12 protein-coding genes are annotated in these 17918 nt (G+C 37.3%); 10 read left to right on the top strand and 2 right to left on the bottom strand.

Annotated elements, in window-relative coordinates; all coding sequences use genetic code 11:
- Positions 1-144: 144 nt before the first annotated feature.
- The 8 genes from ACK2M2_RS03170 (at position 145) to ACK2M2_RS03135 (ending at position 9403) form a co-directional block, all read left to right on the top strand.
- On the top strand, positions 145-2214 hold the full coding sequence (locus ACK2M2_RS03170) for an EAL domain-containing protein (protein WP_409510285.1): 2070 nt from the start codon (positions 145-147) through the stop codon (positions 2212-2214).
- 314 nt (positions 2215-2528) lie between these two features.
- Positions 2529-4121 carry a peptide chain release factor 3 gene (locus tag ACK2M2_RS03165; RefSeq protein WP_409510286.1) on the top strand — a complete coding sequence of 531 codons (1593 nt, stop codon included), beginning with the start codon at positions 2529-2531 and terminating at the stop codon, positions 4119-4121.
- A gap of 84 nt (positions 4122-4205) precedes the next feature.
- Positions 4206-5045, top strand: a complete 840-nt coding sequence (locus ACK2M2_RS03160) for a hypothetical protein (RefSeq protein WP_419346099.1) — start codon at positions 4206-4208, stop codon at positions 5043-5045.
- A 113-nt stretch (positions 5046-5158) separates the two neighbouring features.
- Entirely contained in the window at positions 5159-6139 is a 981-nt protein-coding gene (locus ACK2M2_RS03155) for an RsiV family protein (protein ID WP_419346098.1), read from the top strand.
- The gene (locus ACK2M2_RS03150) at positions 6132-6962 is read left to right on the top strand and encodes a TatD family hydrolase (RefSeq protein WP_409510289.1); all 831 of its coding nucleotides are present in this window, start codon (positions 6132-6134) and stop codon (positions 6960-6962) included. Before ACK2M2_RS03155 ends, ACK2M2_RS03150 begins: the two co-directional genes overlap by 8 nt.
- A gap of 36 nt (positions 6963-6998) precedes the next feature.
- A complete protein-coding gene (locus ACK2M2_RS03145) occupies positions 6999-7778 on the top strand; it encodes a hypothetical protein (protein WP_419346097.1) in 780 nt (259 codons plus the stop codon).
- Positions 7779-7834: 56 nt separating this feature from the next.
- The gene (locus ACK2M2_RS03140; RefSeq protein ID WP_419346096.1) at positions 7835-8605 is read left to right on the top strand and encodes a tRNA threonylcarbamoyladenosine dehydratase; all 771 of its coding nucleotides are present in this window, start codon (positions 7835-7837) and stop codon (positions 8603-8605) included.
- Positions 8606-9403 (top strand): hypothetical protein, encoded by a 798-nt coding sequence (locus tag ACK2M2_RS03135; protein WP_419346095.1) that lies wholly within the window; start codon positions 8606-8608, stop codon positions 9401-9403.
- Between the two features lie 48 nt (positions 9404-9451).
- On the opposite strand, the gene dusA is transcribed toward ACK2M2_RS03135, so the two are convergent.
- On the bottom strand, positions 9452-10474 hold the full coding sequence (gene dusA, locus ACK2M2_RS03130; RefSeq protein WP_409510293.1) for a tRNA dihydrouridine(20/20a) synthase DusA: 1023 nt from the start codon (positions 10472-10474) through the stop codon (positions 9452-9454).
- Positions 10475-10690: 216 nt separating this feature from the next.
- On the bottom strand, positions 10691-12922 hold the full coding sequence (locus ACK2M2_RS03125) for an NADP-dependent isocitrate dehydrogenase (protein WP_409510294.1): 2232 nt from the start codon (positions 12920-12922) through the stop codon (positions 10691-10693).
- 804 nt (positions 12923-13726) lie between these two features.
- Between ACK2M2_RS03125 and ACK2M2_RS03120 the strand changes: the two genes are divergently transcribed.
- Together ACK2M2_RS03120 and glnE are read left to right on the top strand one after the other, a co-directional pair.
- Positions 13727-14998, top strand: a complete 1272-nt coding sequence (locus tag ACK2M2_RS03120) for a sensor histidine kinase (protein ID WP_419346094.1) — start codon at positions 13727-13729, stop codon at positions 14996-14998.
- 139 nt (positions 14999-15137) lie between these two features.
- The gene (gene glnE, locus ACK2M2_RS03115; protein ID WP_409510296.1) at positions 15138-17909 is read left to right on the top strand and encodes a bifunctional [glutamate--ammonia ligase]-adenylyl-L-tyrosine phosphorylase/[glutamate--ammonia-ligase] adenylyltransferase; all 2772 of its coding nucleotides are present in this window, start codon (positions 15138-15140) and stop codon (positions 17907-17909) included.
- Positions 17910-17918: the final 9 nt, after the last annotated feature.

Raw genomic sequence — 17918 nt, 5'->3', positions numbered from 1 at the left:
CTTGACCTTCAATGAGATAGTGCTATTTTAAGGATATTCTAAATTCTATTAAATCAGGTGAACCACACGTAGCAATGTGTTGTTTTAGGATTTTTTAAATAACTTAAATAACAATAATGGGTTCATTTTGGGAAGTACATTTGTATGATTCATATGAGTTATGATAATGATTTGGTGATAGGTTCTGCCGTTGTTGCGGTCATCGTCTGCTATATCGCTATTTCATTGGAGCAACTTATTTACAATGTAAATAGTCCAAAACAACAAAAAATTCTGATGATTGCTAGCGGTATGATCTTTGGTCTAGCTATTTGGGCGATGCATTTTGTAGGTATGTTAGCCTGCCATTTACCAGAGGGTTATTCTTTTGACCCAGGTCTAACCATATTTTCTTACGTTATTGCTGCAATCACCTCGACTTTTGCCATTTGGTTAACCACACGAAATACCTTACCTTTAGGGCGCCTTATTTTAGGTGCTGTATTTATGGGTGGTGGTATTTCAGGGATGCATTATGTCGGCATGATGGGCTTAAACGTGCCGAATGAAGATATTCATTATGATGGCTTAATTGTTTTGTTTTCAATTCTTATTGGTATTAGTGGTGCTGGTCTTTCATTCTGGTTAGCATTTAAATATAAACAAGCAATTAACCATCGTGGACTTTTAAAGTTTGCTGTTGCTTGCATGATTGCTTTTAGTATTGTAGGCATGCATTACACAGGTATGGCTGGTGTTATTTTCCATACAGTTGAGAATCCAACAGCACTTGGGTTTAATTATGACGAAGGTCAAACCATGCTACTGGTTGCAGTGATTTTTGCAACGTGTTTGACATTGATCGCTGCCTTTGCCGTTGCTGTGCTTGAGTTAAGATTAGAAGAGCGTAATCATCAGCTTTTACTTGCAAATAAAGAATTAGAAAACTTAGCATTACAAGACAATTTAACCAAGTTGCCGAACCGTTTATTTCTGATTGATTACACCAATGCGTTGTTTATGGCGCATCGTCAACTCGAAGGGGACGTAGCTTTTGTCTATATCGATATTGATCGTTTCAAGTCGGTGAATGATGCTTTTGGACATCATATAGGTGATGAGTTATTGGTGAAATTGGCACAACGATTACATCATCAACTCTTAGCAAGTCAGAAGCTGATTCGTATAGGTGGTGATGAGTTTTTACTGATTATTGAAAATACAACGCAAGCGCAGACAGAAGAAATCGCTGCTGCACTCTTACATACGGTTCAAGAAGGTTTTAAAATTTCGGGCAAAGAAATTAATATTTCTGCAAGTATTGGAATCGTACTCTATCCAAAGCACGGCAATGGTTTACAAGATTTGCTAATCAATGCTGAAGCAGCCATGATGCAATCGAAAGAACAAGGTCGGAATACCTATAGTATTTATAATGATTCTATTGATAAGCAACAGTCTAATCGTAGTCAATCGAAACTGATTAATGATTTATATCGTGCAGTAGAAGAACATCAATTTGTTTTATTTTATCAGCCCAAATTTACTGCTGATTATAAAATTTGTGGTGTTGAGGCGCTTATTCGTTGGAAGCATCCAAATTTAGGTTTACTCGCACCTAGTATGTTTATTGAAGGGGCTGAGCAAACAGGATTAATCATTCGTATGGGCTATTGGGCACTTGAACAAGCATGCTCGCAATTACATGAATGGAAAGAAAAAGGTGTTGTTTTTTCTTCAGTCGCTGTAAATTTATCGGCTATTCAGTTTGAACATAAGCAATTAATTTGCCGTCTTGAAGCGTTAATTCAAAAATATCAAATTGCACCAGGTAGCCTGATTATTGAGATTACCGAATCGACCGCAATGCATCATATTGAAACGAGTATTCAAACCTTTGAAAAATTACGTGCTTTAGGTATTCGTTTGGCTATTGATGATTTTGGAACAGGGCATTCAAGTTTCTTGTATTTGAAAGATTTACCTGTCGATGAATTGAAAATTGATCGTGAATTTATTCGTAATTTGACACCAAATTCAAAAGAAGAAATTATTTTAGAAAGTATTATTCAGCTTGCTAAACGTTTAGGATTAGTGGTCACGGCTGAAGGCGTGGAAACGGAATTGCAAGCAGAAATATTGAAGCGTTTAGGCTGTCAGCAATTGCAGGGGTATCTTTTGGGTATGCCATTGCCTGTACAGCGTTTAGAAGAAAGTTATGCTGTAGTCACTTAACTAAAAATCTTGAATTGTAATTTTTATCATTTATTCAGCATGCACAACCATAATATACAAATCATTTTGCTGATCCGAATAGATCTATGCAGTAACTAAAAGAAACTAAAAATTTTATTTGAATCTGCTTAAATTTAGAACTTAGCACTTCACATCTACAATCAGGCGAAACCAATGTAAACATGCAAATCTACTGTCTAAAAACGACCGACAAGATTTTTCGTAGCAGAGTGGAATTCTGCTACAATATCGCCAATTTTATATTTGGATCATTTTTGATCCTTAAAGCTGCGTATTCGCAGTAGGTATTATGCATGAGCTTTAAAAATGAATTAGCAACGCAAGTTGCTCAACGCCGCACCTTTGCGATTATTTCCCACCCCGATGCGGGTAAAACCACCATGACAGAAAAATTGCTGTTATGGGGTAAAGCCATTCAAGTGGCAGGAATGGTAAAAAGCCGTAAATCTGATCGTGCGGCGACTTCGGATTGGATGGAAATGGAAAAAGAGCGTGGGATCTCAATTACCACATCTGTTATGCAATTCCCATTTAAAAATCATGTAATTAACTTGCTGGACACACCGGGACACGAAGATTTTTCGGAAGATACCTACCGTACATTAACAGCGGTTGACTCTGCTTTAATGGTGATCGATGGTGCAAAAGGTGTCGAAGAACGTACCATCAAATTGATGGAAGTGTGTCGTATGCGTGACACCCCCATTATCTCTTTCGTCAACAAAATGGACCGTGAAATTCGTGAACCATTAGAGTTATTAGATGAAATTGAAAATGTTCTAAATATTCGCTGTGTACCATTAACGTGGCCACTCGGTATGGGTAAAGACTTCGCTGGTGTATATAACCTGATTGAAAACAAGCTTTATGTATATAAGGCGGGCTTTGGCTCAACTATTACCGATATTGAAATTCGTGATGGCTATGACTACCCAGACATTCGTGAGAAAGTCGGTGATTTAGCATTTGCATCATTTGAAGAATCACTTGAACTTGTACAAATGGCAAATGATCCACTTGATCATGCTGAGTTTTTAGCAGGACGTCAAACGCCTGTTTTGTTTGGTACTGCACTTGGTAATTTTGCCGTTGATCATGTGTTAAATGCATTTATTCAATGGGCACCTGAACCGAAAGCTCATCCAACACATGAACGTATTGTTGATGCCAAAGAAGAAGGTTTTTCAGGTTTTGTCTTTAAAATTCAGGCAAATATGGATCCGAAACATCGTGACCGTATTGCATTTATGCGTATCTGTTCAGGTAAGTATGAAAAAGGCTTGAAAATGAATCATGTACGCTTAGGTAAAGATGTGCGTATTAGCGATGCATTGACATTCCTTGCGGGTGAGCGTGAGCAGCTTGAAGAAGCGTGGCCGGGTGATATCATTGGTTTACATAACCACGGTACCATTCAAATTGGTGATACGTTTACATCAGGTGAAAAGTTACATTTCACAGGTATTCCACACTTTGCCCCTGAAATGTTCCGCCGTGTACGTCTCAAAGATCCTTTGAAATCTAAACAATTACAAAAAGGTTTGAAAGAGTTATCTGAAGAAGGTGCAACGCAGGTGTTCATGCCACAAATCAACAATGATTTGATTGTAGGTGCAGTGGGTGTGCTACAGTTTGATGTTGTTGCGTATCGTCTAAAAGAAGAATACAAAGTTGATTGTATTTATGAGCCTGTAAGCATTAATACAGTACGTTGGGTTTCTTGTGATGATGAAAAAAAATTTAACGAATTCAAGAAAAAAGCCCATGACCAATTATCTTTAGATGGTGGTGGTCATTTGACGTATCTTGCACCAAGCCGTGTAAATTTACAGTTAATGCAAGAGCGTTATCCTGATATTCAATTCCGTTCAACTCGTGAACACTAATTTGTTCTAAAACGGTATTGAATATGGGTAGTAAAAACAGCTTCTTCGAGAAGCTGTTTTTATTTGAAAATAAATGTTTTATTTATGGATGAAGGTACTGCTATGCATATATCAGGAAAAGGACTCATACTTATTAGCATATTATTGTTAGTGGCGTGTGATTCGAAACAAGATCAATCAAAAAAAAATGCGCAAGAACAAGCCGAGTCAGAGCCTATACAAGTTGAAAATCCTGATGTATTGCCGTATTTGGATATGCAAGAGACGAAAGCGGATTATGCATTGCCATTTTGTGAAAAGAAAAACTGTATTGAAATTGAAATTCAAACGATTAAAACTCAAGATACTTGGTTAAATAAATGGATTGAAACACATCAGGCATGGGTTATTCAAAATCAAGTGGGTTTAAATCAAGAAATGACGCTACAACAAGCGGTAAATGCTTATATTAAAAAATCAGATGCTTGGGAAGCTGAATTTCCAAAAAATAAAGCCTATGAGTTGCACATGCAGACGCGTATTGCATCACAGCGTAATCAGTATGTGTTATTACAGGTTTCAGTTGATACGAAACAAGCAGAAGTATCAGTTAAAGCACGCCAATATTTATATGTGGCAGATCGTAAACTTAAGAAAAATTTAACGATTTTAGATGTGATTCAACCCCAAAAACAAAATGCATTAAATAACTTAATTCAGCAAAAGTATCAAGAGTGGCTTGATCAACAAGATATGTTAGTGAAGAAGTCTGCACCCAAAAAACTCTTTTGGGGGCAGTCGGATTGGTTCTTTGATGGAGAGGGTATCGGGCTACATTATCGTGCGGGCGAAATTAGTGAAGATGCGCCACAATTTGATATTTACCTCGATAAAGCACAGACACAGCAAATGTTGAAACCTGATGTTTTCCAAAAAATGTTTTAAGCAATCAATGTGCTATTGATAGCATGAAGCATACAAAACTCAATTGAAAGCAAGGTCATATACAGGATAGGCTTATAGAAGTAAAACGCTCTGTAAGATTCTGAAGGTTGGTAATGTTGATGAAAAAAAATGCTTTAGCTGTGGCAATAATGATGTCTGCATTTGCTATAACTGCTTGTCAGCCGAAAGCTGAAAAAAAGTCAGAGCCTGTTGAGCAGACAGCATCGGCAGTGCAGGATACAACTTTAAAATTACAAGGCGAAACTCAAAAAGTGCCTGTCATATTGCCTGAATGTAATGGAAATCGTTGCCCCGAATTTAGTATTGATCGTTTACAGACCAATCAGGTTTTTGTTGATCAACAGATTGATCAGGCAATTTTACAGAATCTTGAGCGTATGCTCGATATTGGAAAATTAAAACAAGACATTCGAGCAGAAAAAGATAAACAAAGTGCAATAACAGAAGTTGCAACATCGGCGAGTGACGTTGTTACGAATGTGACACCGGTGCAACAAATGGCAATAGAGATTAAACCCTATATCACTGCATTTTCAGGACTTGATAAAGAGTTAAAAACATTGGGTGCAAGTAGTCAAATTACCTTATCTATTAGCCCCAAAATTCTTACTGCAGAGGGTGCATTGGTAACGGTCGTTTTAAATACAAGTAATTATATGGGTGGAGCACATGGTTCATCATCACAAACGTATTATAACTTTGATTTAAAAACCCAAAAATTAGTCGCACTCAACGATATAGTACAATCAGGTCAAAAAGTACAGTTGGAAAAATTAGCTTATGAGGCATTTAAAAAATGGGTAAGAGATTCGCAACTTTCGACTAATCTTGAAGAATACGAGCAAGTGTGGAAATTTAAACTCAGCGATAATTATTATTTAGGAAAAAATGGTCTTATTCTTCAATATGGTGAATATGAAATTGGTCCTTATGTTGCAGGATTGCCACGTTTAGAAATTCCATATACTCAACTGAATAAAGTTTTGAAAAAAGAGTATTTACCTGAAAATGTAAATACTGATCAGCAAAAAGCTGCTTCTACAGTGATGCCGAATAAAGATAAAAGTGAATAGTGCAATTAAACTCTTTGATACACATACTCATTTTGATGTGCCTGATTTTGATCATGATCGGGTACAACTCGCACATCAAGCAAAAGCTGCAGGTGTTGAAGGCTTGGTTTTAATTGGATTTTTACATTCACGTTTTACTGATCTGATTGAAACTCAGCATTTTTTAAATCAATTGGAAAATGCACCGAAAAGTTATCTTGCTCCAGGTCTGCATCCTTTTTTCATCGATCAGCATGAAACTCCTTTTTTACATGATTTAGAACAAATTTTAAGAACTGAAAATTGCGTTGCTGTAGGTGAAATTGGTTTGGATACCTTTAAAAAAGAACATAAGCAACCTGAAGTATTTCAAAAGCAACAAGACTTTTTCTCCGCACAATTAGAATTAGCACAGCAGTTTGAAAAGCCTGTGTTATTACATATTTTACGTTCTCATGCAGATGCGATAAAAATATTAAAAAAGCATAAATTTCAACATGGAGGCATCGCTCATGCATTTAGTGGTGGTGTACAAGAAGCAAAAGCTCTGATTGCAATGGGTTTTAAAATAGGTGTAACAGGGCAAATTACCAATCCGAATGCGAAGAAACTACATAGCGTGGTTAAAGAAATAGGTCTAGAACATCTGGTTTTAGAAACAGATTGCCCCGATATGACACCCTTGTGCTGTCAAGCTTCACATGAGCGTAGAACTCGTAATACGCCTGTTAACTTGCCTTATGTTTTGGATGGTTTGGCTCAGGTACTAGATATGCCGTGTGAAAAGTTGGCAGAGCATCTTTGGCTAAATACAATGCAAGCATTACGGTTAGAAAATGATTAGATTTAAAATAAAATAGAATATTAAAGAGAGGTTAAAATGTTTAAATCTCGTCATTTTTCTTATTTGACTGGTCTACTTTTTTTTGTATTTTCGATAGCTACTCACGCACAGCCACAAGAAAAAATTTTAAAAAAAAATACACTCAATGCTCAGCAAAAAGTGCAGTTTTGCCGACAGTTTGAATCATTCTGTGTCAATGGAAAAGTCAGTAATTTGTTTCAGGTCGAAGGTCAAAAAAATCAATTTTATGTGATTGATGAATTAAGACTTGCGCATATTGATCTGCAAAATAATTTTAATTTATTAGAAATATGGGATTTTTCGACTTATCAACCACGCACTCAAAGCGCGCGTTGGGCGGTGTTTGAACAGAGTGATGATAATAAACAACTATCGATTTTCCCTAAATTGTTTCCTATTAATGAAAATGACTATGCTGTTGGGATTGTTCAAAAATGGCAAGAAGGCTATTCAGGTGGTGGCATGAATGAAGAGGTGGTCGATTTTTTACAATTAAAGGTAAAAAGTCAGTATCAACAAGTATTTCAGAACATTCCTTTGTCGATGTATCGGATGATTCGAGCTTGCTTTTCTGAGGAAGATTATCAACAGAGTCGAGGAAAATGCCATGATGAATACACCCTAAATAGTCAGATTTTTTATGTAAAGCCTTATACTTGGCGAGTGAAATATCATTATCAAGCAGATTACTCACCTACGTCTGATTCAGGAACTCGACCTATTAATCAATATAAAACCTATCTTTTGAATGACAATCGTGAGGATGCTATTCAATTACCTAAAGGATGGGATTAGCTTTATTAAAGGTGAATTTGCTAAAATAGATAAAATTTCTGTTTTGATAAACCACAATGACTGATTTGCACCAAGATGATGAATATGACCGCCGTTTTGCAGGTGTTGCTAAAATTTATGGGGGTGAAGCATTTAATCATTATGAAAAAAGTCATGTGATGGTGATTGGAATTGGTGGCGTTGGTTCTTGGGCTGTTGAAGCGCTTGCGCGTACGGGTGTCGGTGAATTAACGTTAGTGGATATGGATTCAATTGCTGCATCGAATATCAATCGTCAATTACCTGCAATGACATCGACTTTTGGTCATGAAAAAATTGAAGTGATGGCAGAACGCTGTCGTCAGATTAACCCGCGTATTAAAATTAATTTAATCGAAGATTATTTGAGTGCGGAAAATATCAAAGAAATTCTTGCTGAAACACCTGATTTAATTCTCGATTGTATTGATGATGTCAAAGCGAAATTAGCGCTGATGTTACATTGCCGTTTTAATAAAATTCCGTTGATTGTATCGGGTGGGGCGGGTGGAAAATTAGATCCGCTGAAAATTCGTGTCGCCGATTTATCAAAAACCGAACAAGACCCAATGTTAGCAAAATTACGGACGCAACTTCGTGGCATCGGAATTTGTAAAAAGCCAAAAGAAAAGTTTGGTATTATCTGTGTCTATTCAATTGATAATCCATTTTCAAGCGCAGATGTCTGTGCTAGTGCAGGATTACGTTGTGGTGGTTATGGTTCGGCAGTGGTGGTCACTTCTAGTTTTGCCATGGTGGCTGTGGCTGAAGTTCTGAAAAAGTTGGATCAGATAAAATTGAGAGAATAAGTGAAAAAATTAAATATTAAAAAAAATACAAACCCTAAAATCAGCCAAGAAGCACATGAATTGAATCAATATGCATGGATCAATGATGTGAGTGATTGGCAAGATTTAATGGGTGTTTATCAACAATTAAAACAACAAGTTGCACCCAAGAAAGTGCTGTTAATTTTAGAAGATATTGGACAATGCAACTATACGTCTATGCATGCATCTATGAATGATGCGTTGTATTTTGATCCATCTGAATATATAGGCGATGTGAATGGTGAGGAGGAAGATATTCTTTATGAAAATTCTCAGCCTCTGGCAATCAAATATTATCTTGAGCAATTGTCTAAAGCTGAAAATCAGGTCGAATTTAAAAACTTGAAAGCGAAATCTAAATATTCACAAGCAGATTTCGACTTGCTCATTCAAATACACGAACACCCTGAAAAGATTTTAGACTCAGCAATTGAAACTAAGTTGGTGAATGTAGAGCTAGAATCTGAAAAATTTGTCGCTCAATTGAATGGTTATTTTTCTTGTGATTTCAATCCAATGGAAAGTTTTTCATTAATCCAATACTTGGAAAAAAACTTTGCCTTTGAATATATTGGACTAGGGGCTAGTTTATTTTTCTTTATTAAAACAGCGCAATTTAATTCTATAAATAATCAGAAACTTATAGATGAATTAACTACAATTTATGGGTTTGATTCAATGATAGTGGATTTTTTAAAAAAGCATTTAATGACGCATGACTATTTGATTTTGCCGTATGTGGAGTCACTTGAAGTGTTTGAAGGATGTTTGGACTAAAAAATAAAATGGCTAATTACGAATTGAATTAGCCATTTTATTTTTAAATCACTGTGAAATCGCTTGCTCTTTAATATAATCCTCAGTACGTTTCATTGCTTCTTTTATATTCATAATGGCATTTTCAACATCGGCAAAGGTTTTGGCGTTACCACCACTTAAAGCCTGACGCCATTTACGTGCACCTGGAAGATTTTGGAATAAACCTAAAATATGACGAGTGATAATTGAAAGAGGTGCACCTTCTTGCATACGTTTAGCAATGTATGGCAACATTTGATCCATCATTTCAAAACGATCAGGTAAATCTAAATTCCACAATTGTCCAATTTCAGCTAATAGATATGGGTTGTGGTATGCCTCACGACCAATCATTACACCATCAACATATTTTAAATGTTCTTGAGTTTCAGCAAAGGTTTTAATACCACCATTGATTTCGATGAGTAAGTTTGGACGATCTTTTTTTAAACGATAAACATCTTCATAACGTAGTGGTGGAACATCACGGTTTTCTTTAGGCGATAAACCTTGTAGCAGGGCAATACGAGCATGCACAATAAAATTGTCACAGCCTGTTTTCGCAACAGTATCGACAAAGTGCAACATTTCTTCATAAGATTGCATGTCATCAATTCCGATACGGTGCTTCACTGTTACAGGAATATCAACTGCATTACGCATTTCGGAAATACATTCAGCCACTAATTCAGGCTCTGCCATGAGGCAAGCACCAATCTTATTATTTTGCACACGATCACTCGGGCAACCGACATTCAAATTAACTTCGTCATAACCCCAGTCTTGTGCCATTTTGGTACAAATTGCTAAGTCTTTCGGATTTGAGCCACCAAGCTGTAACACAATTGGATGTTCTTCATTGTTATAGTCTAAATGGCGATTTGCTCCACCGTAGATGATTGCACCTGTTGTGACCATTTCCGTGTAAAGAATGACGTTAGGATTAAATAAACGCGCAAAGAATCGGTAATCTTTGGTTGTCCAATCCATCATCGGCGCAACACTGATTCGTGGGGATAGTTTACTGTCAATGTTTGGAGTACTCAGCATTTTAAAATCTAACCTTTAATCAGTGTCTTGAATCTATTGAAGCTCGGGAGTGTAAATTCACAATAGTTTAAATACGATTTAATCATCGTTAATTTGGGGCGTATTTTAGCATAAATTGAACAATCGTTCATGGCGTTAAAACTTACAGATAAAAAGAAGCCGATGCATATGCATCGGCTTCTTTCATACATCGACTAAATTGCCGAAAGTATATTTTTAAACACTAGCAAGTGCCGCATTAAACGTCGCACTCGGACGCATTATTGCATTTACTTTCGCTGTATCTACAGCGTAGTAACCACCGATATCAACAGCTTTACCTTGTACTTCTGCAAGTTCTGCAATGATCTTATCTTCATTTTCAGCCAATGCTTTTGCAAGTGGTGCAAATTTAGATTTCAATTCAGCATCTTCGTCTTGAGCAGCGAGTGCTTCGGCCCAGAATTTCGCAAGGAAGAAGTGGCTGCCACGGTTGTCTAATTCACCTGTACGACGTGATGGTGATTTGTCGTTATCCAACAATTTACCTGTCGCTTGATCAAGGGTTTTAGCAAGCAATTTAGCATGAAGATTGTTTTCTTTAATGCCAAGCTCTTCTAAAGAAACTGCAAGCGCTAAGAATTCACCAAGTGAATCCCAACGTAAGTGGTTTTCTTCAACAAGCTGTTGTACGTGCTTAGGAGCAGAACCACCCGCACCTGTTTCATACATACCACCGCCCGCCATTAACGGAACGATTGATAACATTTTAGCAGAAGTACCCAATTCCATAATTGGGAATAAGTCTGTTAGGTAGTCACGTAAGATGTTACCTGTTACAGAAATCGTATCGAGACCACGAGCAACACGTTCAAGCGTATAACGCATTGCACGTACTTGAGACATGATTTGGATATCAAGACCAGTGGTGTCATGATCTTTCAAGTATTTTTCAACTTTCTTGATTAATTCATTTTCGTGTGGACGGTATGGGTCAAGCCAGAAGATTGCAGGCATGCCTGAGTTACGTGCACGAGTAACAGCAAGTTTAACCCAGTCACGAATCGGTGCATCTTTTACCTGACACATACGCCAGATGTCGCCTTCCTCAACGTTTTGCGACATCAATACTTCACCTGTTTCAAGGTCAGTAATGTTTGCAATACCTGCTGAAGAAACTTCAAAAGTCTTGTCGTGTGAACCGTATTCTTCAGCTTTTTGAGCCATTAAGCCTACGTTTGGTACTGTACCCATCGTACGTGGGTCAAAGTTACCATTCCATTTACAGAAATTGATCATTTCTTGGTAAATACGAGCAAATGTCGATTCAGGCATTACAGCTTTACAGTCGTAAGGTTTACCATCAGCACCCCACATTTTACCGCCACCACGAATCATTGCAGGCATAGAAGCATCTACAATCACATCGTTAGGTGAATGGAAGTTAGTGATGCCTTTCGCAGAATCAACCATTGCAAGCGCAGGACGATGTTCTTGGCAAGCATGTAAATCTTCGATGATTTCTTCACGTAAAGAAGTCGGTAAAGTTGCGATCTTTTCATAAAGACCAGCCATACCGTTGTTTACGTTAATACCCAGTTCATCAAACAATTTACCGTGTTTTTCAAATGCATCTTTATAATAAATTTTCACACAGTGACCGAATACGATCGGGTGTGAAACTTTCATCATGGTCGCTTTAACGTGTAAAGAGAACAAAATTCCTGCTTCTTTACAATCATCAAGTTCTTTTTCATAGAAATCGCAAAGCGCTTTCTTGCTCATGAACATTGAGTCAATGATTTCGCCATCAAGTAACGCAACTTTTTCTTTAAGAACAATGGTTTCACCAGTTTGGGTGATTAATTCCATTTTTACGTTACGAGCACGGTCAAGCGTCATTGATTTTTCACCATGATAGAAGTCGCCTTCTTCCATGTGAGAAACGTGAGTTTGTGACCATTGCTTCCACTCGCTCATAGAGTGCGGGTGTTTCTTAGCATAGTTTTTAACAGCAGCAGGTGCACGACGATCTGAGTTACCTTCACGAAGTACAGGGTTTACAGCAGAGCCTAAGCATTTGCCATAACGAGCTTTAATTGCTTTTTCTTCGTCAGTCGTTGGATTCTCAGGATAGTCCGGAATCGCAAAGCCTTTAGATTGAAGCTCTTTAATACATGCAGTCAACTGAGAAACAGAAGCACTGATGTTTGGCAATTTGATGATATTTGTGTCAGGATCTTGAGTAAGACGACCAAGCTCAGCAAGGTTATTCGGTACTTTTTGCTCTTCGCTTAGGTATTCATTGAATTCTGCGAGTACACGTATAGCTACAGAAATGTCAGTTTTGACAATTTCTACGCCAGCCGGCTTAGTAAAGGTCTCAATGATCGGCAGTAGTGAGTAAGTTGCCAATAATGGCGCCTCATCGGTCAGTGTGTAAATGATAGTTGACTTTCCACCAGCCATATATAGCCCCTTGCTTTAGATTGAGTTTGAAAGAACTGAACTTTTGGTTCAGTCCTGCGAACCACTTTGCTTAATTAAAACATTTAAAATCTTGGTGCGCTTAGCACTTCAGCCAAAGCAATATCTTGTTATATTGCCATCTAGCTGAAAAAATATACACATTAGTGTTGTTCGCCAATAGCTTTATTCTACTTGAAATTTAGTCTTTTTTCGAATCGAAAGATATTTGTCAATCTCTATAGTGACAAAATGTGAAGCAAATTACGTCAGTTAAGAATTTATACTAAACGTGATGATAAAATATATTTATCAAAAGATTCATGGCTTTATCACTAAAACAGTAGAAGTGGGAGTGCTATTGTTATTTTGTAGAGTGATAAACCAATTTTTTAGGACATGTTGGGTATCATAAAAATAAATCATCTATAGCTAAATTCTTTGCCTATTTACCTGCGATAAGTATTCAATAGCCCCTCAAAGAACTCTTGAGTTATAAGTTGTATTCACTTATTAAATAAGTGTTTTTATGTCTTAATATAAACATCACATCTGTATAAAATTACTATGTATTGAATTAAGTTTTCTATATTTAAAAAATTATAATGCTTATTTTCATAAATATTTTTATAAATTTTACGAAAAACAAAATAATTTGTGGTGTTCATCAGCTTTTTTATGATATTTGTTAAATAATTAGTCGTTATATGTTAAAACATGCTGTAAAGTTATGTAAGTAAAGTAAAGAAACTGTAAAAAGATTCAAACGTTCAATAATAATTCAAAGGTCAGTCTAAGTGAGGGCGTATGCAACTACATTTACTGGAAATAGGTGAGGCAGATCTTTTGAGTGCATGCCCAGTTGCATTGTTGTTAGGCGTTTTTACTGAAGATAATAACCTTGAGCGTTTTTTGCGTATTTCTCGAAAGATGTTAAATACGAAATATGCAATTTTAGCATTTGAAGATGAACCCTATGTTTGGTATTCAGATTCAAATGGTTTTAAAGCCTTTCATGCCAACCCCAATGCACAATTACATACTTATTTCGATAATGCTACGTTGATTGATTGTCATCATCATAATTATGCTTCATTTTCGCAACATGTCCATGACTTGGGTGCAGAGCATCAGCGGATTGTTGGTTTTGATTTAAGCCCTAAGTTGAAAGGATCCTTAGGGAAGGTCGTTTATTTTGATGATGAAAATATTGAGTTCGATACGGAAAGTGTTGCCTTAGTTGAAGATTTATCTGATGGCTTGATGAAGTGTTTAGAAATGAGCGTGGAAGCTTCAGAATTTAAAGAACTCTATGAACAACAAGCGGCGTTAAATCTAAGTAAAACTAAATTTTTTCAGATTATAGCACATGATTTGAGAGCACCTTTTCATGGTTTGCTTGGTTTCTCTGAAGTATTGGCGCAAGAGCGTGATACCTTGGATGAAGCAGGTGTACAAGATATTGCAGAATTTTTGCATGATACGGTACAGTCTACCTATAGTTTACTTGAAAGCTTATTAAATTGGGCAATGGCAGAGGGTGGGAACTTTGTTTATCATCCAATCAACTTTAAACTCAATCAGTTGGTTGATATCGTTTATGATGTTTTAAAAAGTTTCGCATATAAGAAAAATATTGAACTTAGTCACCATGTTCCTGCTGATTTGGCGGTATATGCTGATATGAATATGATGACGTCTGTCGTGCAAAATCTTGTTGCGAATGCATTAAAATTTACTCATATGGACGGTTCGGGTAAGGTAAGTATTCATGCACAACGTGTTGAAAATGGCATTGAGTTAAAAGTAACAGATTCGGGTTTGGGAATGTCAGCAACTCAGTTGGAGCATATTTTTGAACCACAAATCAAATTTAGCTTGAAGGGTACTAATGGTGAAGCAGGTACGGGTTTAGGACTTGTGCTGTGTAAGCGATTTATTGCTTTAAATCATGGTGAAATTTACGTGACTTCTAAAGAAGGCATAGGTACTGTTTTTAGCATAATTTTACCAGCAGCGGTTAATGAACATCAAACATTAGTCAAGGCTGAGGTGCATGAGCATCATTCCGTAGGTTAGTTATTTCTGCATTTTTTATGATTTAACATTCAGGAATTTTAGGGATGTATTTCATTAGCATATTTGTGCAATAAAAATAAAAAGAATATAGCGAAAATTGCCCCAATATTCACAGCAACTGATATAAATAACACTTCAATTGAAAGTACAGGTTTTTCAGATGAATACTGCACAATTGCAAAAAACATTACGTGCCAGTCAATATGCCGAACAAATATTAAATTTACATCAAAATACACTTGAGCAGGATGCAGCAGTACATCCTTTTGATCAGTCGCTTTCAACTGAAAAAATTCAATTATTGATACAACAAAGCCTTGTAGGACTTCAAGATGAAGCACAGTGGATGCAAGCACTTCGAGTATTACGTGCACGTTTAATGTTTCGTTGGATTTGGCAAGATGCCAATCAACAGACGGATGTGGTGACCTTAACTCGTGAGCTTTCAGATTTTGCCGATGCGTGTATTGTCGCAGCGAAAGAATTTGCACTTATTCCATTATTGGCAAAACATGGAGAGCCCATTGGTTATAGTGGAAAAGTACAAGATTTAATAGTTATTGCGATGGGGAAACTCGGTGCACAAGAACTTAATTTATCGAGTGATATTGACCTGATTTTTGCCTTTGATGAGCAGGGAGAAACCAATGGTCGAAAATGTATAGATGTACAGCAGTTTTGTATTTTGTGGGGGCAGAAGCTAATTTACTTGCTTGACCACATTACGGCGGATGGTTTTGTTTTTCGAGTAGATATGCGTCTGCGTCCATGGGGCGATGGTTCAGCATTGGCGATCAGTCATGTCGCTTTGGAAAAATACCTCAGCCAGCATGGACGTGAATGGGAACGCTACGCGTGGATTAAAGCTCGTATTATTACGGGGGGCGCTGAGGGCGATGATTTATTGGAAATGACTCGTCCATTTGTATTTCGTAAATATGTCGATTACACCGCTTTTGAAGCCATGCGTGAAATGAAAGCGATGATTGAGCGAGAGGTTTCTCGTCGAAATATTGCTGATGATATTAAGCTCGGCGCAGGTGGAATTCGTGAAGTTGAGTTTATTGTCCAAGTTTTTCAATTGATTTATGGTGGATCAAAATTAGAACTACAAGATCGTCAATGCTTGGTTAGCTTGAAACATTTGGGTGAAGTCGGCTTACTTGATGCTCAGGCAGTCATTGACTTAGAAGATGCTTATCTATTCTTACGTCGCGTAGAACATGCTATTCAAGCCCTTAATGATCAACAAACACAGTCTTTACCGACAGAAGATGATTTGCGCCAACGTCTGACAGATACTTTGGGTTTTGAAGATTGGGATACATTTATTGCTTTTTTAAATGAAAAACGTGGCAAAGTCATTTATCAGTTTGAGCATTTAATTAAAGAAAAAGGCTGTGAAACAACGGTTGAAAATTCAACTCAGCTTGAAAATCGTTTAGAGGCTATATTGGATGCGAATGCTAAAAATCTCATTCATGAATTCTGGTATGGGCATGCGATTAAAAAACTGCCTGCCAAAGCGGTACAGCGTTTAAAAGAGTTTTGGCCTTATCTAATTGAAGCAATTTTACAGTCTGACAAACCACAAATTGCATTGATGCGTTTAATGCCTTTAGTGGAATCGGTTATGCGCCGCACTGTTTATTTGGTCATGTTAATTGAGAGTAAAGGGGCATTACAGCGACTTGTCAAAATGGCAACGGTAAGTCCTTGGATTTGTGAGGAACTTACGCATTATCCAGTATTACTTGATGAATTTTTGTCGATGGATTTTGAGTTGCCACAACGACGTTATTTAGAAGACTCTCTACGCCAACAACTCCTTCGCATTGAAATTGATCAAGTTGAAGATCAGATGCGTGTTTTAAGACTATTTAAAAAATCTAATGTCTTAACAGTCGCTGCAAGTGATGTTTTGGCTGAAAGCCCACTGATGAAAGTATCTGATGCATTGACTGATATTGCTGAAGTTTCAGTGATTGCAGCACTTAATTTAGCTTATCAAACTGTGGCGAAACGACATGGCTATCCACTAGATGAAAATGGAAGACGTTGTTCGCTTGATCACTTAGCTTTTGTAGTAGCAGGTTATGGCAAGTTGGGTGGTATTGAATTGGGTTATGGTTCAGATTTGGATTTGGTCTTTATCCATGCCATGGATGAGCAAGCCGATACAGATGGCACGAAAGTCATTAGCGGTTTTGAGTTTGCTATGCGTGTGGCACAAAAATTTATGTCACTGATGACCACGCAAACGCTAGATGGTCGTGTTTATGAAATTGATACACGGTTACGTCCGTCAGGTGAGGCAGGCTTACTTGTCACAAGTTTGAAAGCATTTGAACAATATCAACTTAAAAGTGCATGGGTGTGGGAGCATCAAGCTTTGGTACGTGCTCGTTCAATTGCAGGTGAATTATCGTTAAGAGAAAAGTTCGAACAATTACGTTGCCGTATTTTGACTTTACCTCGTGATGAAGAAAATGTTCGAGTCGAAGTACTGAACATGCGCCAGAAAATGAAAGACCATCTTGGTTCATCAAAAGAGCAGAAAAAAGATGGTATTTTTCATTTAAAACAGGATGCAGGTGGTATCGTTGACATTGAATTTATGGCACAGTACATGGTGTTAGCCTGGAGTGGGACGAATCAAGATCTCGCCCATTATTCCGACAATGTAAGAATCCTAGAAGATGCTGGCAAGGCCGGTTGCTTACCAAGCAGCGACGTTACAGCACTGATTCAAGCCTATTTGAGTGAACGCGCCGAGAGCCATCGTCTAGCACTTGCAAATCATAATATGCAAGTGAGTGCAGCCGACTGGCACGATACCCGAGAGGTCGTTTGTAAATTGTGGCAAAGACTAATTGATCCAACTGCGACATTCGCATTGGAAAGTGAATAATTGTGTAAA

This window comes from Acinetobacter sp. TY1, assembly GCF_048551395.1.
Classification (GTDB): Bacteria; Pseudomonadota; Gammaproteobacteria; order Pseudomonadales; family Moraxellaceae; genus Acinetobacter.
Note: the sequence above shows the minus strand (reverse complement) of the source record. Positions and strands in the feature narration are given on the sequence as shown.